The organism is Candidatus Frankia nodulisporulans (assembly GCF_902806475.1).
Lineage (GTDB): Bacteria > Actinomycetota > Actinomycetes > Frankiales > Frankiaceae > Frankia > Frankia umida.
This window is the reverse complement of the sequence record NZ_CADCWS010000006.1, coordinates 1-25,673: the sequence shown is the minus strand read 5'-3', so window position 1 is coordinate 25,673 and position 25,673 is coordinate 1. Positions and strand designations below refer to the sequence as shown.

At 73.0% G+C, this 25,673-nt stretch carries 21 protein-coding genes; 12 read left to right on the top strand and 9 right to left on the bottom strand.

The window, feature by feature from the left end; translation table 11 throughout:
- Positions 1-10 precede the first annotated feature (10 nt).
- The 3 genes from G6R24_RS01600 to G6R24_RS01590 form a co-directional block, all read right to left on the bottom strand.
- Positions 11-631: a TetR/AcrR family transcriptional regulator gene (locus tag G6R24_RS01600; RefSeq protein ID WP_163547380.1), complete on the bottom strand. Its 621-nt coding sequence runs from the start codon at positions 629-631 to the stop codon at positions 11-13.
- A complete protein-coding gene (locus G6R24_RS01595) occupies positions 628-1,077 on the bottom strand; it encodes a nitroreductase family deazaflavin-dependent oxidoreductase (protein ID WP_163547379.1) in 450 nt (149 codons plus the stop codon). The genes G6R24_RS01600 and G6R24_RS01595 overlap by 4 nt, the downstream gene beginning before the upstream one ends.
- A 121-nt stretch (positions 1,078-1,198) precedes the next feature.
- Entirely contained in the window at positions 1,199-1,411 is a 213-nt protein-coding gene (locus G6R24_RS01590) for a hypothetical protein (protein ID WP_163547378.1), read from the bottom strand.
- A 279-nt stretch (positions 1,412-1,690) separates the two neighbouring features.
- On the opposite strand from G6R24_RS01590, the gene G6R24_RS21560 reads away from it, so the two are divergent.
- Both G6R24_RS21560 and G6R24_RS01585 read left to right on the top strand, forming a co-directional pair.
- A complete protein-coding gene (locus G6R24_RS21560) occupies positions 1,691-1,867 on the top strand; it encodes a hypothetical protein (protein ID WP_175084722.1) in 177 nt (58 codons plus the stop codon).
- Positions 1,868-1,873: 6 nt separating this feature from the next.
- Positions 1,874-3,328 carry a bifunctional adenosylcobinamide kinase/adenosylcobinamide-phosphate guanylyltransferase gene (locus G6R24_RS01585; RefSeq protein ID WP_163547377.1) on the top strand — a complete coding sequence of 485 codons (1,455 nt, stop codon included), beginning with the start codon at positions 1,874-1,876 and terminating at the stop codon, positions 3,326-3,328.
- 94 nt (positions 3,329-3,422) lie between these two features.
- Here the strand turns inward: G6R24_RS01585 and G6R24_RS01580 are convergent, their stop codons facing one another.
- The 4 genes from G6R24_RS01580 to gcvT all read right to left on the bottom strand — a co-directional run bounded on the left by G6R24_RS01580 (position 3,423) and on the right by gcvT (position 11,071).
- Positions 3,423-7,529 (bottom strand): DUF4062 domain-containing protein, encoded by a 4,107-nt coding sequence (locus G6R24_RS01580; protein ID WP_225437995.1) that lies wholly within the window; start codon positions 7,527-7,529, stop codon positions 3,423-3,425.
- A gap of 182 nt (positions 7,530-7,711) precedes the next feature.
- Complete coding sequence (locus G6R24_RS01575) at positions 7,712-8,590, bottom strand: adenosylcobinamide-GDP ribazoletransferase (protein WP_163547376.1); 879 nt, start codon at positions 8,588-8,590, stop codon at positions 7,712-7,714.
- Positions 8,587-9,825 (bottom strand): nicotinate-nucleotide--dimethylbenzimidazole phosphoribosyltransferase, encoded by a 1,239-nt coding sequence (gene cobT / locus G6R24_RS01570; RefSeq protein WP_225437993.1) that lies wholly within the window; start codon positions 9,823-9,825, stop codon positions 8,587-8,589. Before cobT ends, G6R24_RS01575 begins: the two co-directional genes overlap by 4 nt.
- 148 nt (positions 9,826-9,973) lie before the next feature.
- Positions 9,974-11,071, bottom strand: coding sequence for a glycine cleavage system aminomethyltransferase GcvT (gcvT, locus tag G6R24_RS01565; protein ID WP_163547375.1), 1,098 nt, complete (start codon positions 11,069-11,071; stop codon positions 9,974-9,976).
- A gap of 145 nt (positions 11,072-11,216) precedes the next feature.
- Between gcvT and G6R24_RS01560 the strand changes: the two genes are divergently transcribed.
- The 4 genes from G6R24_RS01560 to G6R24_RS01545 all read left to right on the top strand — a co-directional run bounded on the left by G6R24_RS01560 (position 11,217) and on the right by G6R24_RS01545 (position 17,013).
- Positions 11,217-12,749, top strand: coding sequence for a leucyl aminopeptidase (locus tag G6R24_RS01560; RefSeq protein WP_163547374.1), 1,533 nt, complete (start codon positions 11,217-11,219; stop codon positions 12,747-12,749).
- Positions 12,750-13,009: 260 nt separating this feature from the next.
- Positions 13,010-14,392 (top strand): dihydrolipoyl dehydrogenase, encoded by a 1,383-nt coding sequence (gene lpdA, locus G6R24_RS01555; protein ID WP_163547373.1) that lies wholly within the window; start codon positions 13,010-13,012, stop codon positions 14,390-14,392.
- Complete coding sequence (gene sucB / locus G6R24_RS01550; protein WP_338084399.1) at positions 14,275-15,942, top strand: 2-oxoglutarate dehydrogenase, E2 component, dihydrolipoamide succinyltransferase; 1,668 nt, start codon at positions 14,275-14,277, stop codon at positions 15,940-15,942. The genes lpdA and sucB overlap by 118 nt, the downstream gene beginning before the upstream one ends.
- Before the next feature lie 141 nt (positions 15,943-16,083).
- On the top strand, positions 16,084-17,013 hold the full coding sequence (locus tag G6R24_RS01545) for a TIGR01777 family oxidoreductase (protein WP_163547372.1): 930 nt from the start codon (positions 16,084-16,086) through the stop codon (positions 17,011-17,013).
- A 101-nt stretch (positions 17,014-17,114) separates the two neighbouring features.
- Here the strand turns inward: G6R24_RS01545 and G6R24_RS01540 are convergent, their stop codons facing one another.
- Complete coding sequence (locus G6R24_RS01540; RefSeq protein WP_225437991.1) at positions 17,115-18,764, bottom strand: protein kinase family protein; 1,650 nt, start codon at positions 18,762-18,764, stop codon at positions 17,115-17,117.
- A 295-nt stretch (positions 18,765-19,059) separates the two neighbouring features.
- On the opposite strand from G6R24_RS01540, the gene G6R24_RS01535 reads away from it, so the two are divergent.
- The 5 genes from G6R24_RS01535 to G6R24_RS01515 all read left to right on the top strand — a co-directional run bounded on the left by G6R24_RS01535 (position 19,060) and on the right by G6R24_RS01515 (position 23,070).
- Positions 19,060-19,803, top strand: a complete 744-nt coding sequence (locus G6R24_RS01535) for a Type 1 glutamine amidotransferase-like domain-containing protein (RefSeq protein WP_175084723.1) — start codon at positions 19,060-19,062, stop codon at positions 19,801-19,803.
- Positions 19,804-19,906: 103 nt separating this feature from the next.
- On the top strand, positions 19,907-20,677 hold the full coding sequence (gene lipB / locus G6R24_RS01530) for a lipoyl(octanoyl) transferase LipB (RefSeq protein ID WP_244957279.1): 771 nt from the start codon (positions 19,907-19,909) through the stop codon (positions 20,675-20,677).
- Entirely contained in the window at positions 20,674-21,657 is a 984-nt protein-coding gene (gene lipA, locus G6R24_RS01525; RefSeq protein WP_163547369.1) for a lipoyl synthase, read from the top strand. The genes lipB and lipA overlap by 4 nt, the downstream gene beginning before the upstream one ends.
- A 175-nt stretch (positions 21,658-21,832) precedes the next feature.
- A complete protein-coding gene (locus G6R24_RS01520) occupies positions 21,833-22,144 on the top strand; it encodes a hypothetical protein (protein ID WP_163547365.1) in 312 nt (103 codons plus the stop codon).
- A gap of 98 nt (positions 22,145-22,242) precedes the next feature.
- Positions 22,243-23,070 (top strand): DUF4191 domain-containing protein, encoded by an 828-nt coding sequence (locus G6R24_RS01515; protein WP_163547368.1) that lies wholly within the window; start codon positions 22,243-22,245, stop codon positions 23,068-23,070.
- Positions 23,071-23,433: 363 nt separating this feature from the next.
- Here the strand turns inward: G6R24_RS01515 and G6R24_RS01510 are convergent, their stop codons facing one another.
- On the bottom strand, positions 23,434-23,913 hold the full coding sequence (locus G6R24_RS01510; RefSeq protein WP_163547367.1) for an RDD family protein: 480 nt from the start codon (positions 23,911-23,913) through the stop codon (positions 23,434-23,436).
- A gap of 181 nt (positions 23,914-24,094) precedes the next feature.
- Between G6R24_RS01510 and glnA the strand changes: the two genes are divergently transcribed.
- Positions 24,095-25,519 carry a type I glutamate--ammonia ligase gene (gene glnA / locus G6R24_RS01505; RefSeq protein WP_163547366.1) on the top strand — a complete coding sequence of 475 codons (1,425 nt, stop codon included), beginning with the start codon at positions 24,095-24,097 and terminating at the stop codon, positions 25,517-25,519.
- Positions 25,520-25,673 lie beyond the last annotated feature (154 nt).

Below are 25,673 nucleotides of genomic sequence, written 5' to 3'. Positions count from 1 at the left end.
CTCTGACCAGCTATGCGGCGAACGCCTCGGCGAGCGCCGCATAGGTCCGGTCGAGATCGGAACCCGGCAGGTAACGCTCCTCGAGTTCCAGCAGGACGGCCCCATGGGTGGCCGCCCACAGGGCCTGCGCCCGGTACGGGTCACCGGTCGCCCGGTAGAACGGCTCCCCCGCCCACTGTTCGAGTCCGCTCGACAGTGCGGCGCGGGGCAGCCTGCCGGCGGTGAACATCCGATAGAGGTTCGGATGGGCCAGGGCGTAGCCGCGGTAGGCGCCGATCAGCGCCGCCACCACCGCGCCGGCGTCAGCCTCGTCCACCGCCCTGTGCAGATACTCGCCGACCTCGGCGAGGGCGACCTCGGCGAGCCCCGTCGCCAGCGCGTCCTTGCTGGCCAGATGCTTGTAGAGCGACGGTGCCCGGATGCCGAGCACCTCGCCGATCCGGCGCATCGTGAGCGCGTCCGCGCCCTCTCGCTCCAGGATGTCGCGGGCCGCCGCGAGGATCTCCGCGACCCGCGCCGGGGGACGCGCCGGCTCCGGCCGCACCGCGATCCGCGTCAGTGGCAGGGTCGACGTCAGTGGCAGGGTCGACGTCAGCGGAGGGCTCGACAGCGGCGGCGGGGTCGACGTCATCGCGGGGTGAGGGCGAAGACGGGGTGGCGGGGAGCGATCCGGCGGATCTGCTCGTCGGACGAGGTCGGACCGACGCCCTCGAAGAACACGCCGACCTCGGCCTTCCAGCGGGCCAGATAGGCGCGCAGCACGTCGACGCTGTCGTCGGGGGCGACCTCGCTGGCCAGGTAGCGGGTGCGGCCACGGCCGCGCAGCAGGGTGAGATCCCCACCGGCGGCCCGCACGTTGCGCACCCACTGCCCGTGCCCGCGGGCCGAGACCAGGTACTGCCGCCCGTCCAGGGTCAGCAGGTTCACCGGCGTGCGCCGCGGCTCGCCACTGGAGCGCCCGCGCACCTCCAGCACCCGGCTGCCCAGCACGCTCACCCCGGCCCGGGTCAGACCCGCGACCGCCCGGTTGGCGACGTTACGGGTGAACCATCCCGGCGCACGGTAGTGATCAGCCATGATCGCAACACCTCCGAAGCGAAGCCCAAGCCACGGCTAATGCCGTTAGCCACGCCTTCAGCTAACAGCGTTAGCCGCCGGGTTGTCAACTTCGTCCCGCGACCAGCGCGGCATCGTGCGATCAGGTCACGGGGCGCAGGGACATCGGGCCGTAGATGCGGCGGCCGGCGTCGAGCAGCGTCACCTGGATGACCCCGGCCTCGAACAGTTCCCGGCAGGTCTCGCCGAGCCAGGTCTCGGCGTCCCCCTGACTGGTGAACGACTCGGAGCCGGCCGCGCCACCGACCGTTGCCGTCGCGCCGTCGTCACCCTCATAGCGCCAGGTCCAGGTCATCCGCCGGCCCCTCCCCACTGCTGTGGACGCCCGTAAGGCGGGTCGCCCTCGACCATCGACCGATCGGCCGATGTACTCATCCAACCGCGCCCCGAGCCGCCGGACGCACCGACCGACGGTGTACCAGTGCCGAACGCCACCCGCGGGCCGGTCACTGCGACCGGACGCCGGGTCCCACCCGCTACTGGCGCGGACGGGGCCCGGCAGGTCAGGATGTTTGCGACGCCGGTAACGTCGGGCCGGCCACCCCGTCCGTCAGCTTTGGGAGGAACGACCCGAGTGGGCACCACCACCATCAACGCCGCCGTCCTGGCCGCCGAAACCGCCGAGCACGAGCCGCCGCTGTCCTGGTGGGCCGCGACGATCGTCACCTTCGTGGCGATCCTCGTCCTGGCCGCCGTGCTCGCGCTGATGACGCGCTGGGAGCGTAAGCGCAACCCGCACAGCCACAGCTGAGCGCCGATGCGGCTGAGGCTGCTCGGCACCGGCTCCGCGGACGGCTGGCCGAACCCGTGGTGTGACTGCGCGTCCTGCACCTGGGCGCGCGGTGGCGGCGTGGTCCGCGGTCAGACCGCGATCCTCGTCGACGACGTGCTGCTCGTCGACTGCGGGCCGGACGTGCCCCGGGCCGCGGCCCGGTTCGGGGTACGCCTGTCCGGGCTGCGCCACCTGCTGGTCGGCCACGCCCATCCGGACCATCTCGGCCCCGAGAGCCTGATGTGGCGCTCCTGGTCGACGGCGGCCGGACGACCCCTGGACGTCGTCGCGCCGCCGGCGGCGCTCGAGGTGTGCCGCGCCTTCCTGGCCCGCTGGGAGGGCAGCGACCCCGACCGCGAGGGCAACCCGCTGCGTTTCCTCGAGGCCGTGCCAGCCGGACCGGCCGAACCCGACCGGACGGGTGAGGCCGGCGGGACTGGCACGGCCGGCGGGACGCTGTGGCTGGGTGAGGCCGGGGCGCGGTACGAGGTGCGCCCGCTCGCCGCCCACCATGGCGACGCCAGTATCGGCCCCGCCGTCCTCTACGACATCACCGCACCGGATGGCACCCGGTTGCTCTACGGCTGCGACACCGCCGTGCCCCTGCCCGCCAGCACCCTGGACGCGGTCGTGGACCGGGCGTACGACGTGGTGGCGCTCGAGGAGAACAACGGCGACCGGCCTGGCTTCGGCGAACACCTCGGCCTGGACACCTTCGGCGAGCTCGTCGGCGAACTGCGTCGCCGGGGCGCGATCCACCAGGGCACCGAGATCCTCGCCGTCCACCTGAGTCACCGCAATCCGCCCGGCGACGAACTGGCCCGCCGCCTCGCCCATGTCGGCGCCCGCGCCCCCCACGACGGCGAATCCCTCGACATCACCCCCGGCCCCCGCCCCACCGCGGCGGTGGTGCCGAGGCGGACGCTGGTGCTCGGTGGCGCCCGGTCGGGGAAGTCGGCCGAGGCCGAGCGGCGGCTGCTGGGCGAACCGGCGGTGGTGTACGTCGCGACCTCCGCACCGGCGGACGCCTCCGACGCCGAGTGGTCGGCCCGGATCGCGGCGCACCAGGCCCGCCGGCCCGCGGCCTGGACCACGGTGGAGTCCCTCGATCTGGTCGGCCTGCTGAGCACGGATGGTCCCCCGCTGCTCATCGACGGTATCGGCCTGTGGATCGCCGCCCATCTGGATCCGCCGGACACACCGGCCTCGCCGGACGGCGATGGGCTCGAGGCACGCACGGCGGAGCTGGTCGAGGCGTGGCGCAACACCGCGAGGCGGGTGGTGGCGGTCTCGGACGAGGTCGGCTCCGGCGTCGTCCCGGCGACGCCCGCCGGACGGCGTTTCCGCGATGCCCTCGGACGGGCCAACGCCGCACTCGCCGCCGCCTCCGACGAGGTGTGCCAGGTCATCGCCGGCATCGCCGTCCCCCTGCGGCCCTAGCCAGGTCGACCTCCCCGGCGGACAGGTCGGTGTCCCGGGAGACCCGGCTTGGGATGGGTGACCCGGGTGGGACGGGTGGGACGGGTGGGACGGCTCAGGGCTCGTAGTCGTAGCGGAACAGGCCGGCGGAGCTCGCGACGATGATGCCGTGGCCGAGGTCGGCGGGCAGCCAGGCGCAGGAGCGGGCGGCGCCGTCGAAGCGCATCATGGTCACCGGCCGCCAGCTGGCCGCGTCCCAGATCCACAACGCGCCGTCGCCGCCGGCGGTGGCCAGCAGGGAGCCGTCCGGGGAGAACCGGGCGTCGCGCACGGTGTGGTTGTGGCCGGTCAGCGTCGCGACGGGATCGCCGTCGTCCAGCCGCCAGATGCGCACCGTGTGGTCGGCGCCGGCGGTCGCGAGCAGCCGGCTGTCGGGGGCGAAGTCCGCGCCGAGCACGGTGTCCAGGTGGCCCGAGAGCGTCCGGTGGCAGACCAGGGCGGTGGTCCACAGCCGGACGAGGCGGTCCTCGCCGCCGGTGGCGATCCAGCGGCCGTCCGGGCTCACCGCGCAGGCCACCGCCATTCCCACATGCGCGGGCAGGGCCGCCGACAGTGGCCGTACACTGATCGCGTCCCAGCGTTGCAGGGTGCCATCAGCGCAGCTGGCGGCGATCCAGGTGCCGCTGGGAGCAACGGCGAACGCCTTGATCTCGGTGGTCGCGGTCATCGTGGAAAGCACGGCTCCGGTGGCCGGGTCGACGCGGCGCAGGGCGGCGAGGCTGCCCGGCACGACCACCCAGGATCCGTTCGGCGCGGCCCCGGCACCACGGATCATGTCGACGTGACCGGCCAACGTCACCCCGGTCGGCTCGCCGGTCTCCAGATCCCAGACAGCGGTGTTGCCACCATCGGTGTAGGTCACGACCCCCGGCCGGCCCCGTTCCCCGGTGGAGGCGGGGTCGTCCGAGAGGTCGGAGGTCGGGGTGGGGCGGATACGCACGACAGCGGCGCCACGCATCTGGTGCTCACGCCCGGTGGCGGACGGCCGGGGCAGGTCGACCTCGGTGGACCACAGCCGGATCGTCCCGTAGCGACCCGAGGCCGCCACCCAGCTTCCGTCCGGGGACAGGACGCAGTGGCGGCTGCCGATCGCCCCGGTCAGATCCACGCGGTGTGCTCCGCCGCGGACATCCCACAGGCGGACCGCGCCCTCCCAGCTCGTCGTGACCAGCAGGTTCCCGTCCCGTCCGACCGCGGCGGCGCGGATCGCCCCGGCCTGCTCACGGATCATCCACACCTCCCGCCAGCCCCTGGACGGCGACCGGTCGCCGGACGCGGTCCGCGTGGGGTCCGGGTCGTTCGTCCAGCGGCGGAAGGTGCCGTCGGCGCCGGACGAGCCGACCCAGGTGCCGTCCGGGGGCGCGGTCAGCGACAACACCGTGCCGGTGTGGCCGACCAGCCGCGCGTTCGGACGGCCGGTCCTCGGGTCGCAGATCCGCACGATACCGTCGTCACCCGCGACCGCGATCCAGCGGCCGTGTTCGGCCGCCAGGCAGCACCGCAGCGGCGCGTCGGTGACCGCCACGGTGAACACGACCGCGCCGTCGCGCACCTGCCAGCAGCGCAGCACCCCGTCCACACCCACCGCGAGAATCCGCTGCCCGTCGGGTGTGAACGCGCAGTCGGTGACCGCCCCGGCCGGGCCCCGCAGCACCCGCAGCCCAGCGGACGAACCGTCGGCGCCAGCGGCCTCGGTCTCCCCAGCGGCGTCGCTCTCCTCGGCGACGTCGGTGGCCAGGGGTGGCGCGTCGTCCCAGGTGGGGGGAACCGGCCACAGCCGGACGGTGCCGTCGGCGCCGGCGGAGGCGACCAGGGTGCCGTCCGGGGACAGGGCGCAGGCGTGAACCGCCCCGGTGTGACCGCGCAGCACCCGGCGGCCCGGACCATCGGGGACCTGCCAGAGCCGCACGGTGCCATCGGTACCGGCGGAGGCGAGCAGGCCGCTGCCCGCGGCGGCCGCGAGTCCCCCGATCGTGCGCCGATGGCCGACCAGGGTGCGCCGCAACGCGGGATGCGGCTGGTCGGGTCGGGGCCAGCGGCCGGTCAGCCGGGGGGGGGCACATGGCGGGCCAGGGCGCGGCGGGCGGCGGCGAGCTCGGGGCTTCCGTCCAGGCGGCTGAGCAGGATCGCGCCGAGGAACGCCGGTGGGTCGGTGGGTGAGAGCAGATGGGCGTTCTGCCGGATCACCCGGTGCAGTGCCTCGAGCCGGGGATCGCCCGGGCGGGCGGCCGCGGCGAGGGCGAGGTCGGCCTCGAGTGCCACCGGTCCCAGCTGCGGGCGTTCCAGTTTGGCCAGCGTCCAACGCAGATCCCCCAGCAGCGCCACCCGCCGCGTCGACCCGTCCCGCGCCGAGGAGATGCCCCACCAGGTACGTCCAGGCGTAGCTGGCGGAGGCCGGCAGCAACCACCACGGATCGCCGCTCTCACGCGCCGACGGGAGGTGCGCGTCGCGCAACGCGTCGCACAGAACGGCCTCGAGTTCGGCGAGCCGGGGCACGCCGACCCGAACCCGCAGGTAGCTGCGCAGCACATCCTGGAGCAGCAACGCGGCGGGGGCCCGCCGGTAGGTGACGACCAGGGACAGATCGGCGAGTTCCTGGCACAGATCGTCGACCTCGTCCGGATCAAGGTCTCCGGTGCGTCCCCAGTAGACGTCCAGGATCGCGCGGGGCACCTCGACGTCCTCGGGGAAGACCGCGAGCTCCAGGTAGCGCTGTAGGCGATGGCCGGTGAGCAGGTCAAGGCTCGCCGCCAGGGTCACCTCGACGGCTTCGGCGCGCTGCCCCGCCCGGGTGACGTCCAGGCCGGTGGGGCCGCGGCGTTCCATCCGACGGCGCACCCGTTCGACGGCGCGGGCCGGGCTCATGCCGTCGCGCACATAGCGCACGAGGGCCCGGTTGACGAGGCTGAGCAGCACCGGCCAGCGTCCGGTGTGCGCCAGCAGCCGTTCGGCTCCCTCGGCCAGAGCGCTGTCCACCACCACCGGGCCGTCCAGCACCACAGCGCCGCCGGTGGACGTGCCGGTGGGCAGCGACCCGGGGGGCAGGTCACGCAGCAGCAGCGCCATGGCCTCGGCCCTGCGCATCGCCGGGATCTCGATCATGCGGCAGCGGGGCAGAACGTCACGAAGCCGGGTGGTGACCAGCCGCATCGTGTTCGGGCCGCCCTGGAGGAACGGCTCCACCTGGTCGCGGCTCCACACGTCGTCGATGACGAGCAGGCGGGCGTCGCCGGCGAGCAGGGTGCCCAGGTGGAAGCCGGCCTGTTCGGGATCGGACAGGGTCGGGCGCACACCGGCCAGGGCCTCGCTGAGATCGTTGATCCGGTCGGCGAGCTGCGCCCCGCGCAGCGACTCACCCACCGTCACCCACAGCAGCCCACCGGGAAACCGGGGCGCGATCTCCACCCGCTGGCAGACCTCCCGGGCCAGGGTCGTCTTGCCGATCCCGCCGGTGCCGTGCAGCACGACCGGCCCGGCGCCCGGCCGCAGTTCGGCGAGCACGGCCGCGGCCAGGGCCGGACGGGGAACGAACCCGTCCGGCAGGACCGGCACCATCCAGGGCGCCGGTGGACGTGCGGCGACCATCGCCTCCGTGGACGCCCCGGTGCTGGTCGTGGCGGCGATGTCGGCGGTCACGGCCACCGCGGCTCGCCGTTCGGCCTCGCGCAGCTTGACCAGCGCGTCCAGGACGGCGGTCTCCAGCTCCCCGGCGTCACGGAAACCGGCGGTGATGATGCCGGACTCCCGCAGCCGCGCGCGGAAGGCCCGTTGCCGTTCGGCGTGAGCCTCGTCGACGAAGTCACCGAAGGGAACCTCGGCGTGGTAGTCCAGCAGGAACACCAGCCGCGGTATCCCCGCCGCGGTCGCGGTGTCGAACTCGAGCTCGGTGTACGACACCTGCGCCTGCCCCGGGACGGTGGTGCCGTACCGAAAGGCGATAAGCCCCAGGTAGACATCGGACGACCGCACCGCCCGCACGCAGAACTCGGCCGGGTCGGCGTCGCGGGCACCGAAGTACTCCATGTCGATGACCTGGTCTCCGGCGAGCGCCACCGCCCGCTCGGCCGCCGCGACGAACGACCGCTCCCGCGGAAAGCCCCGCAGCTCGGCGGTGTGGCTCAGGAACACCCGCCGGGCGATCCCCTCGCCCGGCCCACCCATCGTCGCACCGATCGGCCGCCGCGCCGGCCCGGCCGGTGACCGCGAGCCCGACCTGCGACCAGGCGACGCATCAGCCGATACCGACACAACCCGAAACGTATCCGATTCCCACCGTCACCGTCACCATCGCGCGCACATCCGGCGAGCGTCCGCTCCGAGCACCACACCTCGGAGCGCCATGATCACCGTGGGCGGCCTGGCCAGCCCGGTGGCCCGGACGAACCCGCGTCGGAGCCTACCAGGTGCAGCAGCCAGTCCGGATAGGTCATCGCCATGAACAGCAGCGTCACCACGGTGGTGAGTTCGACGAGGCCGCCCAGGACATCCCCGGTCAGCCCGCCGAGCCGGCGGACGAAGTAGTACCGCAGCGCCACCGAGACCGCGGCCCCGACACACACCGCGATCACCGCGCGGGCGGCCCGCTCGAGATCACCACCGTCGTAGTCGAACCGCCCGGCGAGGGCCGCCACCGCGCACACCCCGACAAAAGCCACCAGCGCGTCGCGGGTCCGGACCGAACCGGCCACGAACGCGCCGAGACCGTTCGGATGCGCGGCGGGTGCGGAACTGGCGCAGGCGAGGGTCACCGCGAGCCGCCCGGTCATCACCGCGACCAGCATCGACACGGTGCCCCGGTGCACCGTGATCGCCGCGCCGAGCGCGGTGACCTGCAACAGCACCACGAACAGCACGGCCACCACGCCGAAGGCGCCGATGGTCGGCTCACGCATCACCGCCAGCGCCCGCTCCCGACCGCCGGCGTGCCGGGCCCCGAGCCCGTCCGCCAGATCGGCCAGACCGTCCAGGTGCAGGCCGCGGGTGGCCAGCGCCAGCGCCGCGACACCCGCCACGGCGGGCAGCAGCGTCTGCGTGCGACTGCCCGGCATGCCCGTCGAGACCCGCAGGCCGAAGACCACCAGCGCGGCGACCACTCCCAGCACGAGCCCCACCAGCGGAGCCAGGGCCATCGCCCGGCCGGCGACGCGCCGGTCGAGCCGCGCCGGCCCGCGCACCGGTGCGACGGTCAGCAGCGAGAAGGCCGTCCGCAGGGCGACCGTCACGTGGCGTCGAGCTCCCGCGGGTGCTCGCCGGAGCCAGCCGCCCCATCCGACCCGGCCTTCCCGCTCACCCCCGCCTGATCGAAGGTGGCCATCTCGGCGAGCGTCGCCTGCGCCGCCCGCACCAGCGGGACGGCCAGCAGCGCGCCGGTGCCCTCGCCTAGGCGCAGCCCGACGTCGAGCAGCGGGGTGAGCCCGAGCGCGCCCAGCGCGTGGGCCTGGGCTGGTTCCGGCGAGCGGGTGCCGGCGACCCACCAGTTCTTCGCCCCCGGCGCGATGTGCTCGGCCGCCAGCGCCGCCGCGCAGACGATCACCCCGTCGAGCACCACCGGGGTGCGCCGCACCGCCGCCTGCACCAGCAGGCCGGCGAGCGCCATCAGATCCGCACCGCCGGCGACGCGCAGCACCGTGTGCGCGTCGTCGGCGAACGGCCGGCCACGGCGCATCGCATCCCGGATCGCCGCGGTCTTCACCATCCACCGCGCGTCATCGATACCGGTGCCGCGCCCGACGACCTCGATCGGCTCCCGCCCCGTCAGCAGTGCGACGACCGCGGCCGCCGGCGTCGTGTTCCCGATCCCCATCTCGCCGGGCACCAGCAGATCGGCGCCGGCATCGACCTCCTCGTCGGCGATCATGCGCCCGATGTCGAAGGCCCGCTCCCCCTCCTCGACGCTGAGCGCGTCCGCCCGGTCGATCCGGTCACTCGCCCGCCGGACCCGGTAACGCCCCGGCGGCGCGCTGCCGTCGACCCCGCCCGGGGTGGCCGGCTCCGGGGTGTCGACCGCGACATCCACCACCCGCACCTCGGCACCGACCTGCCGGGCGAGCACGTTGACCGCCGCCCCGCCCGCGGCGAAGTTCGCCACCATCTGGGCGGTCACATCGCTGGGAAACGCCGACACACCCACACTGGCGATACCGTGATCGGCCGCGACGATCACGGCCCGCACCCGCGCGAACGCCCGCGGCGGGCACACCCCCTGCACCCCGGCGATCCAGACCGACAGCTCCTCGAGGCGCCCCAACGCCCCCGGCGGCTTGGTCAGCTGCCCCTGCCGGGCGACGGCGGCCGCCATCGCCACCCCATCCAGCACCGGGACGGCCGGCACGCCCCCCGGCCCGCGCCCCGTGGCGCCCGGGCCGGCGAGGCCACCACCGGGTTCGCCGCCCCTCTCACCATCAGCGGTGCTGGCCACGTCGCCGGAGACTCCGCTGTTCGCGGCTTGGGAATCCACGACTCCCTTACTACCCGATTCCTACGACAACTCCGCCACGCCCCCACCCCGGAAGCGGCGACCCCGGCCCCGGCCGGGCCGACCAGACGGTTTCCCGCGGCTCCAGGGGCCAGCGGCGGTCAGGGGTCGAAGATCCGCGAGAGGCGACCTACCGCGGCGAGGAGTCGACGAAAGGCGGCCGCACGACGGTCATCGGACTCGGGCGGCCACGGACGTCGACGTGGACGGTGGCGCCCTCGGTGATCCCACGGTCGAGCAGGGCGAGGCCGATGCCCTCCCGCCGGGAGGGGGAGAAGGTTCCGCTGGTGACCTCGCCGATCGGCTCGCCGGCGGGCGAGGTCACGGCCATGTGGGCGCGCGGGATCGCCCGTCCGGTCGCCCGCAGGCCCCACAGGAGCCGACCGGCGCCGGCCGCACGCTCGGCGAGCAGCGCGTCGCGCCCCCAGAAGGACGGCTTGTCCCAGCCGACCGCCCAGCCCGACCGTGCCTGCACCGGGGTGATCGACCGGGAGAGATCCTGACCGTGCAGCGGGTAGCCCATCTCGGTACGCAGGGTGTCCCGGGCGCCGAGGCCGACGGGTGACACGTCGAACGCCGCGCCGGCGGCGAACAGGGCGTCCCACAGGGCGGGCGCGTCCGCCCAGCGGGGCAGCAGCTCGAAGCCCCGTTCACCGGTGTAACCGGAGCGGCAGACGATGACCGGCAGACCCTTCCACGATGCCTCGACGAAACTCATGTACGCGCCGTCGGTCGGCAGTTCGAGCGCGGCGACGAGCCGGGGTGCGGCGGGTCCCTGCACGGCGAGGACCGCCAGGTCGGCGTGCCGGTTGGTGACCGTCACCGCGGGCGGTGCGGCGGCGGCCAGCCGGGCGACGACCTCGGCGTTGTTCGCCGCGTTCGGGACGAGCAGCACGTGCTCGTCCGAGATCAGATAGGCGATCAGGTCGTCGACGACCCCGCCGTCCTCGGTGCAGCACAGGGTGTACTGGGCCTGACCGGGCTGGACGCGGGCGAGGTCGTTGGTCAGGCAGGCGTTGACGAACGCGGCCGCACCGGGACCGGTGACCTCCGCCTTGCCGAGATGACTGACGTCGAAGACACCGACCGCGGTGCGCACCGCCTGGTGCTCGGCGAGGACGCCGCGCCCCGCGTACTCGATCGGCATCTCCCATCCGCCGAACTCCGCGAGCTTCGCGCCGAGCGCCACATGCCGGTCGTACAGCGGAGATCGCCGCAGCTCTGCCATGGCGCCCAGCCTAAAGGAGCCATCGCGATCCCGACCCGGTCGGCGGCCAACCCGGAGCGACCCCCCATAACGGCCAGCGCCGCTGTCGACACCGATGTCGGCACCGCGGCCACGAGAGCATCGTCTCGTTCAATACGCTCACCGTATGACCAGCCTCGCGCCCAGCGCCACAGCCCTTGTCGATCTCGCGGTGGACGCGGTGGTGATCGCGACCACGACCGGAGCGGACGGGCTCGAGGTCACCACCGGCGCCGGCGGGCTGGACGAGGCCCTCGACGGGCGGCTCGTGGACGTGCTCACCTCGCTGGGCACGACGGGACGGGCCGGGGAGGTGGTGCGGTTCGCGACGCTCGGGGCGGTGCGGGCGGCGACCGTCGTCGCGGTGGGCCTGGGGCCGAGCCCGACCGAGGACGCGCCCCTGGACTCCGAGGTTCTGCGCCGCGCGGCCGGAACAGCGGTGCGGGCGAGCGCCGGGCGCTCGAGTGTGGCACTCGCCCTGGCCGCCGCACCGGGGGCGGTCTCGACCGAGTCGGTGCGGGCGGTCGCCGAGGGCGCGCTGCTCGGCGCCTACACCTTCGACCAGTTGCGGACGGTCTCGGCGGCGGGGCGGCCGGCTCCCGTGCGGGAACTCACCCTCGTCGTCGACGAGTCGAGCCTGCCGCTGGCCGCCGCCGAGGTCGACCGGGCCGTGATCACCACGGCGGCGGTCCGGCTGGTGCGGGACCTGGTGAACACACCGCCAAGCCACCTGTCCCCGGCGCTGCTCGCCGACCTCGCCCGCGAGCAGGCCGGCGCCGCCGGGATCGGGGTCGAGGTGCTGGACGAGGCCGCCCTGGCCGAAGGTGGCTACGGCGGGATTCTCGGGGTCGGGCAGGGATCGGTGAACCCACCCCGACTGATCCGCCTCGAGTGGCGCGGTGACGACGCCGTGCATCCGGCGATCGCGCTGGTCGGCAAGGGCATCACCTTCGACTCCGGCGGTCTGTCGCTCAAGCCGTCCACGGCGATGGAATGGATGAAGGCCGACATGGCGGGCGCCGCCTCGGTGCTCGCCGCGCTGATCGCGATCGCGCGGCTGCGCCTGCCGATCACCGTGGTCGGCTGGCTTCCGTGCGCGGAGAACATGCCCTCCGGGGAGGCCATCCGACCGTCCGACGTGCTGACGATGCGCGGTGGGAAGCGGGTCGAGGTGCTCAACACCGACGCCGAGGGGCGGCTCGTGCTCGCCGACGCGCTCGTGCGCGCGGCCGAGGAGTCACCGGCGATGATCGTCGACGTCGCGACGCTCACCGGCGCCCAGATCGTCGCGCTCGGCCAGCGCACCAGCGGGCTGATGGGTCGGGGCGACGCGCTGGACACGGTCGCGACCGCGGCGGCGGACGCCGGGGAGAGCGTCTGGCCGATGCCGCTGCCGCCGGAGCTGCGCAAGGGCCTCGACTCGACCGTCGCCGACCTCGCCAACGTCGCGCCGGGCGGCAGCCGCGAAGGCGGAATGCTGGTGGCCGCCCACTTCCTGGGTGCGTTCGTCGCCGAGGACCTCCCATGGGCGCACCTCGACATCGCCGGGCCCTCCTGGAACAGCGGGGAGCCCTACGGACACACGCCCAAAGGCGGCACCGGCGTGATTGTCCGCACCCTCGTGCGACTCGCCGAGAACCAGGCGGTCCGCACCGACTGAACAGGTACGGGTGCGGGCATCCGCACCCGCTATCACATCTGCACCCGCATCCGCTCGCGCCCACGGCCGGCGCACGCGACGCATTGCACTCCCCCATCCGAGCGGCGGGCGGCTAGCGGCGTGAAAGACTGGCTTCGGACCGACGTGATGTGACAGTCGTGGCCCCAGAACGCCGGCCCACCAGGCAACGCACAACGAAACCGCGCGAGGCGGGCCAGTCTGGCGGGGTTTCGTGACGTCAACGAGAAGGGACCCAAGGCGTGGCGGACTCAGCGGCCGGTCCCGTCGACCTGGTCGTTCTCGGCGGCGGTAGCGGTGGGTACGCTGCCGCGCTACGCGCCGCCGAACTCGGCCGCAGCGTCGCCCTGATCGAGAAGGACAGGCTCGGCGGCACCTGCCTGCACCGAGGATGCATCCCGACCAAGGCGCTGCTGCACTCGGCGGAGATCGTCGACTCCATCAACGACAGCGAGGCCTTCGGGATCCGCGCGACCCTCGACGGCATCGACATGGCGCGGGTCCACGCCTACAAGGACTCGGTCGTCGCCGGCCTGTTCAAGGGGCTGAGCGGGCTGATCCGCTCGCGCGGCATCGAGGTCATCGAGGGTGTCGGGCGTCTGGTGTCCCCGACCGCCGTCTCCGTCGGGGACAGGGTGGTCACCGGCCGGCACGTGGTGCTCGCCACCGGCTCGCGACCCAGATCGCTACCCGGCCTCGAGATCGACCACGAGCGGGTCCTCACCAGCGATGACGCGCTGACGCTCGACCGGGTACCCGCCTCCGTCGTCGTGCTCGGCGCCGGGGCGATCGGCTGCGAGTTCGCCTCGGTGTGGCGCTCGTACGGCGCCGAGGTGACGATCGTCGAGGCGTTGGCGCACCTCGTCCCACTCGAGGACGAGTCCAGCTCCCGCCTGTTGGAACGCGCGTTCCGCAAGCGTGGCATCACGCTGGAGCTCGGCGCCCGGTTCGCCGGGGTGAAGACCACCGACCACGGCGTGACGGTGTCGTTGGAAAACGGCACGACCATCGACGCGGAGCTGCTGCTCGTCGCGGTGGGCCGCGGGCCGGTCTCGGCGGGCCTGGGCTTCGAGGAGGTCGGGGTGGCCATGGACCGCGGCCACGTCCTGGTCGACCGTGAACTGCGCACGAACATCCCGACCATCTCCGCGCTCGGTGACCTGCGCCCCGGTCCGCAGCTCGCCCACGTCGGCTTCGCCGAGGGCATCTACCTCGCCGAACGGCTCGCCGGCGGCAACCCGGTGCCCGTCGATCACGACAACATCCCCCGGGTCACCTACTCCCATCCCGAGGTCGCCTCCGTGGGGCTCACGGTGGCAGCGGCCCGGGAACGGCACGGCGAGATCCGCACCTTCACCTACAACCTGGCCGGCAACGGCAAGGCCCAGATCCTGCGGACCGCCGGCGCGGTGACCCTGGTGGCGCTGCCCGACGGCCCCGTGGTCGGCGTCCACATGGTCGGCGACCGGGTCGGCGAACTGATCGCCGAGGCGGAGCTCATCACGAACTGGGAGGCCGAACCGGCCGAGGTCGCCCAGCTCATCCACCCGCATCCCACCCTGTCGGAGGCCCTCGGCGAGGCGCATCTGGCGCTGGCCGGCAAGCCGCTGCACGTCCACGGCTAGCCGCGGGTCGCCGGCAACCCACGTACGTACCACCGCTGGTACGCACCACCGCCAGCGGGTCCAGACCCCCAGCACGCAAAGACACGGCGTCAAACGCTCCGGCCGGCCGCTCTCGCGGTGCATGCCGGTTGCGACGAAGGAGTCGTTCCAGCATGTCTGTATCTGTCACGATGCCCCGGCTCGGGGAGAGTGTCTCCGAGGGAACCGTCACCCGATGGCTGAAGCAGGAAGGCGAGCGCGTCGAAGCCGACGAGCCGCTTCTTGAGGTCAGCACGGACAAGGTTGACACCGAGATCCCCGCCCCGGCCTCCGGCGTCATCAGCTCGATCAAGGTCGCCGAGGACGAGACCGTCGAGGTCGGTGTCGAGCTCGCGGTCATCGACGACGGGTCCGGCGGCGGCGAGGCGGCCCCGGCCGCCGCCGCGGCCGAGCCCCCCGCGGCGCCCGAGCCCGAACCCACACCGACCCCGGAGCCGGCCAAGCCCGCGGCCGCGGCTCCGCCGCCGCCCGCTCCGGCTCCCGCACCCGCCGCGCCGCCGGCGCCCGCACCCGCGGCCTCGGCCAACGGCGACGGCGGCATCGGCCGTTACGTCACCCCGCTCGTGCGCAAGATGGCGGCCGAGTTCGGCGTTGACCTGGCCGACGTCGCCGGGACAGGCCCCGGAGGTCGGATCACCAAGCAGGACATCCAGGACGCGGCCCGCTCCGGCGGCGCTCCGGCCGCCCCCACCGCTCCCGCCGCCCCCACCGCGGCCGCTCCCGCTCCCGCCACGGCGGCACCCGCTCCCGCGGCACCCGCCGCACCGTCGACGGCACCCGCCGCGCCGGTGCGTGGGCGCACGGAGAAGCTGTCCCGGCTGCGGGCCCTGGTGGCCCGGCGGATGGTGGAGTCGCTGCAGATCAGCGCCCAGCTGACCACCGTCGTCGAGGCGGATGTGACGCGCATCGCGAAGCTGCGGGACCGGGCCAAGGCGGGCTTCGCCACCCGCGAAGGCCTCAAGCTGTCGTTCCTGCCGTTCTTCGCGCTCGCCACCTGCGAGGCGCTGCGCGAGTTCCCGCAGCTCAACGCCAGCATCGACGTGGACGCCGGGACCGTCACCTACCACGGTGACGAGAACCTCGGCATCGCCGTGGACTCCGAGCGCGGCCTGGTCGTGCCGGTCATCCACAGCGCGGGCAACCTGAACCTGACCGGCCTGGCCCGCAAGATCGACGACCTGGCCAGCCGCACCCGCGCGAACAAGATCTCCCCGGACGAGCTCGGTGGGGGAACGTTCACCCTCACCAACACCGGCAGCCGGGGCGCCCTGTTCGACACGCCGATCCTCAATCAGCCGCAGGTCGGCATCCTCGGCACCGGGATCGTCACCAAGAAGCCGGCGGTCATCGACGACCCGGACCTCGGCGAGATCATCGCCGTGCGCTCCAGCGTCTACCTGTCGCTGACCTACGACCACCGGATCGTCGACGGCGCGGACGCCGCCCGCTTCCTCACCTTCATCAAGCGGCGGCTCGAGGAAGGTGCTTTCGAGGCCGACCTCGGCCTCTAGCCCGCCGCAGGTAGCTCGCCGGCAGGCGTGGGGGACCTGGCGACCCGCCCAGGTCCCCCACGCCTGCCCCTGTAGTCATATCTGGCACATCGTGGCCGGTCGGCTCGCCTCGCGCACCGCGACCGACCACGATGAGCAGCCATGCGCATCGTGGTGACCGGGGCGTCCGGTCTGATCGGCTCGGCGCTCGTGCCTGCCCTGCGTGACGACGGGCACGAGGTGCAGGTCCTCGTCCGGCGTCCACCCCGCGCCCCCGGCGAGATCAGCTGGGATCCGGTCGCCGGCCGGCTGGACCCGGCGGCACTCGTCGGCGTCGACGCCGCGATTCACCTCGCCGGCGCCGGCATCGGCGACCATCGCTGGACCACGTCCTACCGCCGGACGCTGCGCACCAGCCGCATCGACACCACCAGGCTGCTCGCCCGTACCCTCGCCGGCCTCAGCCCGCGACCGAGGGTGCTGCTGTCCGGCAGCGCCATCGGGTGGTACGGCACCGACGCGGGTGGCGATGCCGGCCCGCTCGACGAGTCGGCGCCGCCCGGCGACGGATTCCTCGCCGGGCTGGTCGAGGACTGGGAGGCCGCGGCCCAGCCAGCCCGGGACGCCGGCATTCGCGTCTGCACCCTGCGCACCGGGGTCGTGCTCGCCGCGGACGGCGGAGCGCTGGCCCGGCAGTTGCCGCTGTTCCGGTTCGGCCTCGGTGGCCGGCTCGGCTCCGGCCGCCAGTGGCTGAGCTGGATCACTCTGAACGATCATGTCCGCGCGCTGCGCTTCCTGCTGGACGACACCCCCGACGCCCCCGGCGCGACCGTGGCCGGCCCGGTGAACCTGGTCGCGCCCGAACCGGTGACCAACGCCCGCTTCACCGCGGCGCTCGCCGGGGCGCTGCACCGCCCGGCGTTCGCCGTCGTGCCCCGCGTCGCGCTGCGCCTCGCCCTCGGCGGATTCGCCGAGGAGGGCGTGCTCGCCTCCCAACGCCTGGCGCCGGCCGCGCTGACCGACGCGGGCTTCCACTTCACCCAGCCCGCCATCGACAACGCCCTGCGCTCGGTGCTGACCCGCGAGCCCTGACCCGCGCCCACCGCCGCGTTCCGCCACGGCCGCTACCGCTACCGCCGCCGCCTCCTCCCCGCCAGCCGGCAGCCCGGTGGACGACGGCTGGTGGACGACGGTCAGCCGGTGACGGTGAACGACTGCGACACCCGCCAGCCCGCCGCCAGACGCACGAGCACGAGATCTCGCTCGGTGGGGTTCTTGGCGTTCTGATGGCTGACGACCGCACCCCCGGCGTCGAGGAAGTCGTAGGCCTCCAGCCGATCGGTGACCCGCAGGACGGTCTGCTCGGAGGAGCTGGAACGCACCTGCAAGGCGAGGATCTCGGTACGCAGCGGCGACGAATGCGCACCCCGGCTGACGATCGCGCGGATCAGGGCGAGGTCGTCGTTGTGCGCCTGGCTGCCAGGCGCGTCCGAACCGGTCAGCAGCGCCTCCTCACCCCGTTCGAACGCCCGGCTGCGGGCGGTGTTGAGCTCACCGAGCACACCACGCCAGACCTGCTCCGCCGAGCGCCCGGCCGTCGGCTGCCGAGCGGCGCCCGAGGCCGCCCCCGCCCCGCCGGACGCGGCGGGACTGGTCGCGGCGGATCCCGACGGCGCGCCCCGCTCCGGGCCACCGTCGTCGGACGGGTTGGTCAGCAGCAGCACCGCGGCCACCACCGCCACGAACAACCCGACACCGGCGGTGGTCGGCAGCAGCCATCCACCACGACGGCCACCGTCGTGGTGCGACCGCCGGTTCCCGCCCGAACGGCCCTCACGTCTGGCCGGGCCGGCCGCGGGTGGCGCCGGCCGCGTCTGCGCGTCCCGGGTGTCGCCGCCCGGTCGTTCACGATCGATGGTCGCCGCCGCCCCGGCCGCGCTGGCCGCCGGCTGGCCACGCCCGGACTGGCGGGAGCCCCGCCGCGACGAGGTCGACCGCCGGGGCAGCGCCGGCAGCGAATCGAGCAGCTCACCGGCCAGGGGCGCGGTGGCGCCGGTGGTCGGCCGGGACCTGCGCTCGCTGTCCCCCGCATCGCTGTCGACATCACCCCCGCCGCCCTGACCGGCGCCGCCGACCGGCGGGTCGAGACGGGCACCGGAGAGCAGCCGGGGCCGCGCGTCCCCCTGCGGTGGACGGCCGGGCAGGTCGTGCACCGTGGCGCCGCCCGCGCCGAAACCGGCTCCGGAGCCCTCGGGTTCGGGCAGGTCAAGGCGCACGGGTAGCGGTGTCGCGCTGCGGGCGAGCACCGCGGCCAGATCATCCGCGCTCGGCCGGCGCTGCGCGTCGTCGACCATCGCCGTGGCCACCGCGACCGCCACCGCGGCCGCCTCCGGCCCGGTCGCCTCCCGCATCGACTCCAACAGGATGGTGGCCAGATCGTGGACGTCACCAGCGGCCGCCATGGGGAACTTCTCCGCCACCCGGGTCGCGTCGGCCAGGGCGGCCACGCCCAGGCCGACCAGGACCGGTCGACCGGTCGGCTCCAGCAGGACGTCCTCCGGCCCGAGCCGGCCATGGACGATGCCGAGGGCGTGCGCGGCCCCCAGGGCCTGCGCGATCGGCAGGCCCACGGTGACGACCTCACCGGGATCGAGCGTGCCGCGAGCCGACAGCAGCCGGGCGAGACTGATCGCCCCACCGACCGGTTCGGTGATCAGCGCCAGGCCGTCGGAGGTCGGCAGCACCGCGATCACGGGCACCAGATGGGGATGGCTGAGCTCGGCGCTCAGCTCCGCCGCGGCCAGCGCGGCGGAACGCAGCACCGGATCGGGTGCCAGGCGCACCCGCCGCACCACGCACTCCGCGCCGGACTGCTCGATCTGCCCGGCCCACAGCTCGCCAGCGCCCGCAGCCCGCAGCCCGCAGCCCGCAGCCCGCAGCCCGCAGCCGTGAGCGTACGCTCACGCCCGGCACGTCGGGTGCGCCACCAGCCCGCCGGGCCGGCCGGCCGGGGGGGATCGTCCGAGAAGGTCACAAGTAGCGACGCTAGGCTCAAAACCGGCGATACAGCAGAGTTCTTGGCCAGCTGTGGATAACTTTTTCCGACGCCCAGGTCCGTCCAGCAGAAAGCGATGTGCCGTGCAGATCCTCGCCACCAGCGCCGGTTTCCTCCCCGACGGCCGCTACGGAGCGCGGGTCGGTCCCGTCCTGCACCATGCCCTGGAACTCGCCGACGCCGGCCCACGGCCGCGGCTGTGCCTGTTGCAGACCGCCCTCGGCGACGACCAGAGCGCCTACGCCCGTGGTTACGCGGCCTTCAACCGGGATCGGCCGGACGTGGTGCTGTCCCACCTGGCGTTGTTCCCGATGCCCAACATCGTCGACATCCGGGCCCCCCTGCTGGCCCAGGACGTCATCTGGGTCGGCGGTGGCAGCGTGGCGAACCTGCTCGCGGTGTGGGCGACGCACGGGCTCGGTGAGATCCTCCGGGCGGCGTGGGAGGCCGGTGTCGTCCTGGGCGGGGTGTCCGCCGGGTCACTGTGCTGGCATGTCGGCGGCACCACCGACTCGTTCGGGCCGCAGCTGCGCCCGGTGACGAACGGCCTGGCCCTGCTGCCGTTCAGCAACACCCCGCACTACGATTCCGAGCCCGGACGCCGTCCCCTCTACCAGCGTCTCGTGGCCAACGGCACCCTCCCCGCCGGCTGGGCCACCGACGATGGGGTCGGCCTGCACTTTCGGGGCACGGCCCTGGTGGAGGCCGTCGCCGACCGCCCGGGCGCCCGCGCCTGGCGGGTCGAACCCGGACCGAACGGCACCGCGGTGGAGACCCCGGTCGAGCCCAGACTGCTCCCCGGCGCCCTTCCCGATGCCACCCGCTGACGGTCACCCCGTACCCGCCGCGCGCCGTCCCCGCCGTACCGCTGACGGTCACGGCTGGTTCGTACCGGCCGGGGCTGTCGGTGCTCCGGCGTACGCTTTCGGAGTGGACGTTCTCAGGCTTGCCGTCGTCCCCTACCGCGAGGCGTGGGACCTGCAGCGATCGCTCGCCGAGGCCCGGGTGGCCGATGCGGCGGACGACACCCTCATCCTGGTCGAACACCCCAGCGTCTACACCGCGGGCCGGCGCACCCAGCCCTTCGAGCGCCCCCTGAACGGTACCGAGGTGATCGACGTCGACCGCGGCGGGCGCATCACCTGGCACGGTCCCGGGCAGCTCGTCGGCTATCCGGTGCTGAAGCTGCCCCGTCCGCTCGACGTGGTGGCCTACGTCCGGGCCCTGGAGCAGGCCCTGATCGACAGCTGCGCCGAGTTCGGCCTCGAGACCCGCCTGGTCGAGGGCCGCACCGGCGTCTGGACGGCGGACGGCCAGCGCAAGATCGCCGCGATCGGCGTGCGGGTGCGCCGGGCCGTCACGACCCATGGCTTCGCGTTGAACTGTCTGACCGATCCGAGCGACTTCGGTCAGATCGTGCCGTGCGGCATCTCCGATGCCGGGGTGACGAGCCTGTCCGCGGAGCTCGGCCGGCCGGTGACCGTCTCCGATGCCCGCCCGGTCGTCGAACGGCACACCCTGGCCGTCCTCGCCCGCTATCTCGGTGGCCGCCACCTAGGCGACCGGATCACCGCCCGCGTCGAACCCGTGGCCACGTCCACCCCGGCGCCATCCACCGCAGCACCGTCCGAGATATCACCGTCCGAGGCCGCCGGCCGTGAGCCGCAGGCCGCCGTTCGTCGCGAGGAGCTGGTGGGATGACCGTCGCCCCGGAGGGCCGCCCGCTGCTGCGCCTGGAGGCCCGCAACGCGCAGACCCCCATCGAACGCAAGCCACCGTGGATTCGCACCCGGCTGCGCACCGGCCCCGAGTACCAGGACCTCAAAGGCCTCGTGCGCGGCGCCGGGCTGCACACCGTGTGCGAGGAGGCCGGCTGCCCGAACATCTACGAGTGCTGGGAGGACCGGGAGGCCACCTTCCTCGTGGGTGGGGACGTCTGCACCCGCCGGTGTGACTTCTGCCAGATCGACTCGGGCCGTCCCACCGCGCTCGACCGGGACGAGCCGCGGCGGGTCGCGGAGTCCGTGCGCACCATGGGCCTGCGGTACGCGACCGTCACCGGCGTCGCCCGCGACGATCTGGCCGACGGCGGCTCCTGGCTGTACGCCGAGACGGTTCGCCAGATCCACGCGCTGTCGCCCGGCACCGGGGTCGAAGTGCTGATCCCCGACTTCGGCGCCCAGCCCGACCAGCTCGGCGAGGTCTTCGCCGCCGCGCCCGAAGTGCTCGCACACAACCTCGAGACCGTGCCGCGGATCTTCCGGCGCATCCGCCCCGCCTTCCGCTACGAACGCTCGCTCGACGTGCTGCGGCAGGCCCGGTCCGCCGGCCTGGTGACCAAGTCGAACCTCATCCTGGGCCTCGGCGAGACCCCGGACGAGGTCCACGAGGCGATGAGCGACCTGCACGCCGCCGGCTGCGAGCTGCTCACCGTCACCCAGTATCTGCGGCCCACCCCGCGCCATCATCCGGTGGAGCGCTGGGTGCGCCCCGAGGAGTTCCTCGACTGGGAGCGGGTTGGCACCGAGCTGGGCTTCGCCGGGGTGATGTCCGGCCCGCTGGTCCGCTCGTCCTACCGGGCGGGCCGGCTCTACCAGCAGGCCATCACCGCACGTGGCGAAGATCACACGCTCTTGCCCGGATTTTCCCCAAGCGCACCCGTGACTTCTCACACGCAGTGACGGTGAGCCTGGTGGGCACCCACGCCGGGGCGTTAGGGTGGCGCTACAGCTTCACCGCAGGTCACCACCGAGCTCGCTCCAGGTCGCGATGGGGCTTTCGTCGCGGCTGAACGCTTCGCGCGCACATCCCTTCTCCACCCGTGCCTATGATCGCGCCCGGGAGGTCGTTCCCATCGTGATCCGTTCACTACTCAGTGTTCTCGAAGAGGCCACTCTGCTCGTCCTGCCCCAAGGTGGCCAGAAGACCGCCCGGCGTAATGCCTGGCGGGCCGCCGCTGATCTGCAGGGTTCCCGAGGCAGCAGCTGGCTCGAACCCGTCCCCATCACCCCGGTGCGCCCCGCGCCAGGCCCCCTCCTCGCCGACCTGCGCCGACCCGAGCCGGCGCTCGGGCTCGCCGATCTCCCGCGGGCCGACCTTCCTCGACACGACCGCTCTCGTCGTGCCGGCATGCGGTTGCTGCCGTCGGCCGCGGCCGCACCCAGCTGACCGTCCAACCCCTCCCCCGCGTCATCAGCACCGCCGCGTGATCGCCGTCGTGGCAGCGGGCCTGCTGTGACGCGGCCGTAGGCCGTAGGCTCGCGGACATGGCACTGAGGAAGCAGCCACGGGACACCGCCCCCGCGGCACCGCAGAAGAACGGATCCAGCCGGGGCGGTGCCACCGGGCGGGGCGGCAGCGCCGGCACGGCGGGGCGCGGGGCCGCCAGCGCGAACGGCCGTGGCGGGCCGGCGGGAGCCGCGGCGGCTCAGGGCAAGGGTTTCCGGGCCCGCTTCGCCCAGCTGCGCCTTGTCTTCAAGCTGACCCGGGAGCGAGACCCGCAGGTCCTCTGGATCACCCTCGCCGGGCTCCTCGGTCCCCTCGCTCTCGGCATCCTCCTCGGTCTGTTCGTCGGCCCGCTTTACATCTGGCTCCCGATCGGCATCCTGCTCGGTGCGGTGCTCGCCCTGAACCTGTTCAGCCGGCGGGTCCAGCGCACCGCCTATGCCGAGATGGAAGGCAAACCCGGTGCCGCGGCCGGCGTCATCGAGCGCATGCGCGGTGACTGGCGAATCACTCCCGCCGTCGGCATCAACCGCAACCAGGACGTGGTGCACCGCGTCGTCTCCCGGGCCGGCGTGATCATCATCGCCGAGGGTCGAGGCCGCGGTCCCCGCGAACTGCTGGTCGCCGAGAAGCGCCGCATCCGCAAGGCCGTGGGAGACACCCCCGTCACCGACATCATCATCGGCAGCGGTGAGGGCGAAGTACCTCTTCCGAAGCTACAGAGCACCCTCATGCGGATGCGCCGCACGCTCCCCCGCGGCGAGGTCGACACCCTCGACCGTCGCCTTCGGGCGTTGGGGGGCGCGGCGCTACCGATCCCCAAGGGTCCCATCCCCCGCAACATCCCTCGCGGTGGCCGCCCCCGCTGATCACGGCAGTCCCCACCGGTCGGTGCGCGTCCCGGCATCCGGCAGGCGTCATCGTGACCCGCGTCGGCGGATCCTGCTTCAGGGGTGATCGCATGCGGTGGCGGTGGCGCGGGCCGGGTCGCCGTGCGCGCGGGTAGACCGGGCTCACGGCAGCGGGATCATGCCGCTGCCGTGTCACCACCGACCTGACCGGTCAGAGTCCGACCTGACCGGCGGAGTCCGCCGCGGGGGCGCACCGCAGGCGCGGCCCCGCGGCGCGGACAGCTGGATCCAGATCTCCAGGTACGTGCGGAGAGGGCGAGACGCGCCCGCGCACCGGCCGCCACCCTCCAGCGGCGAACCAGACGAGCCGGCGAACGGGGCTCAGGTGGTGGCGTCGGGCCGGGCCGGATCGCGCACCACCGCGGTGCCGGCGGCCCGGTCGTGCGTGCCGCGCTGGTCACGGTCCCAGATGAAGACCGGGACCAGCAGCGCGAGCAGCAGGGTGCGCAGGGCGATCCACGGCCAGGACTGCAGCCCGCGGTCCCGCAGCCGGATCACCCGGATGCCCATCAGGCGCATCCCGATCGTCTGCCCGGAGGCGCTGATCAGGATGAGCTCCTCCAGCAGGAAGATCAGATAGATCGCCAGGCCGCGGACGTTGGTCGAGTACCGCACGCCGAGCAGGAACAGCACCCCGACCATGAGGTTCGCGACGACGGCGTCGATGAGGTAGGCGGCCAGGCGTGGGCCGAAACCCACCACCGAGCCGCGGCCGTGCTCCGGCAGCCCCAACCGCACGCCAAGCGGCTCGTCATGCGGCAGGCCTGGCCCCTCGAGCCAGCCTCCAAGCGCTCGTCCCACGACGCAAGCTTATCTGTCACACCAAGCTGCGCCCAGGAGATCACCAAGAGTGATAAAGTCGGTTGCCGTAACGTAATCGAAACGACTTTGTGATGTCATCCGTCTACCGGGACATGACCAAAGACATCTCGACATGCCGTGGTCCACGGACCGGGAAGCGTGACAGGAGGCTGGAGGACGAATGTTCACCAAGGCCGAGGACGTGCTCCGCTATATCCGCGACGAGAAGGTTCAGTTCATCGACGTCCGATTCTGCGACCTACCCGGGATCATGCAGCACTTCACGATCCCGACCCAGGTATTCGAGGAGTCGGTGTTCACCGACGGGCTCATGTTCGACGGCTCGTCCATTCGGGGCTTCCAGGCCATCCACGAGTCCGACATGCTGCTGCTCCCGGACCCGCAGACGGCTTTTGTCGACCCGTTCCGTGAACACAAGACACTCGCCATGACGTTCTTCATCCACGACCCGATCACGAAGGAGCAGTACTCGCGCGACCCGCGCAACATCGCCAAGAAGGCCGAGACCTACCTGCGCGGCACCGGCATCGCCGACACCGCGTACTTCGGCCCGGAGGCGGAGTTCTACATCTTCGACGACGTCCGGTACGACTACAACCCGTATGGCTCCATGCACCAGGTCGACTCGGTCGAGGCGGCGTGGAACACCGCCCGCAAGGAGGAGGGGGGCAACCTCGGTTACAAGCCCCGCTTCAAGGGCGGCTACTTCCCCGTCCCACCCACCGACCACTTCACCGACCTGCGTTCCGAGATGACCCGGGTGCTCTACGAGACCGGTATCACCGTCGAGATGCAGCACCACGAGGTCGGCACCGCGGGCCAGGCCGAGATCGACATCCGGTTCGACACGTTGCTGAAGACCGCTGACAACCTGATGCTCTACAAGTACGTCATCCGCAACGTGGCCCGTAGCCGGGGCAAGACCGTCACGTTCATGCCCAAGCCGCTGTTCGAGGACAACGGTTCCGGCATGCACGTGCACTCCAGCCTCTGGAAGGACGGCGAGCCGCTGTTCTACAGCGCCAACGGCTACGGCGGCCTGTCGGACACCGCCCGCTACTACATCGGCGGACTGCTGCACCACGCCCCGGCACTGCTCGCCTTCACCAACCCGACGACGAACTCCTACCGGCGACTGGTGCCCGGCTACGAGGCCCCGGTGAACCTCGTCTACTCCGCGCGTAACCGCTCCGCCTGTTGCCGCATTCCGCTGGGCGGTGACTCGCCGAAGGCGAAGCGGGTCGAGTTCCGCGTGCCGGACCCGAGCTGCAATCCGTATCTCGCCTTCGCCGCGATGCTCATGGCCGGCCTCGACGGAATCCGCAACAAGATCGACCCGCCGGACCCGATCGACAAGGACCTCTACGAGCTTCCCCCGGACGAACTGGCCGCCGTTCCCCAGGTACCCGGGTCCCTGGAGAAGGTGCTCGACGCCCTCGAGGCGGACAACGAGTTCCTGCGTGAGGGCGACGTCTTCACACCCGACCTGATCGAGACCTGGCTGGACTACAAGCGACGTAACGAGGTTGACGCGATCAGGCTTCGTCCGCATCCTTACGAGTTCACGCTCTACTACGACATCTGAGCCGGGCAGTCCGTCGGCGGAATGTTTCGGGCGGGCCGTGCCGACCAGGTTCCGAAAAATGCCGGACACCGGTCCGGTACATCCGGCGCCGGGCCGGCACGACGTCCCGTCACGCTGCCGACAGCAATGCCGACAGTCACCTACGAGAGACAAA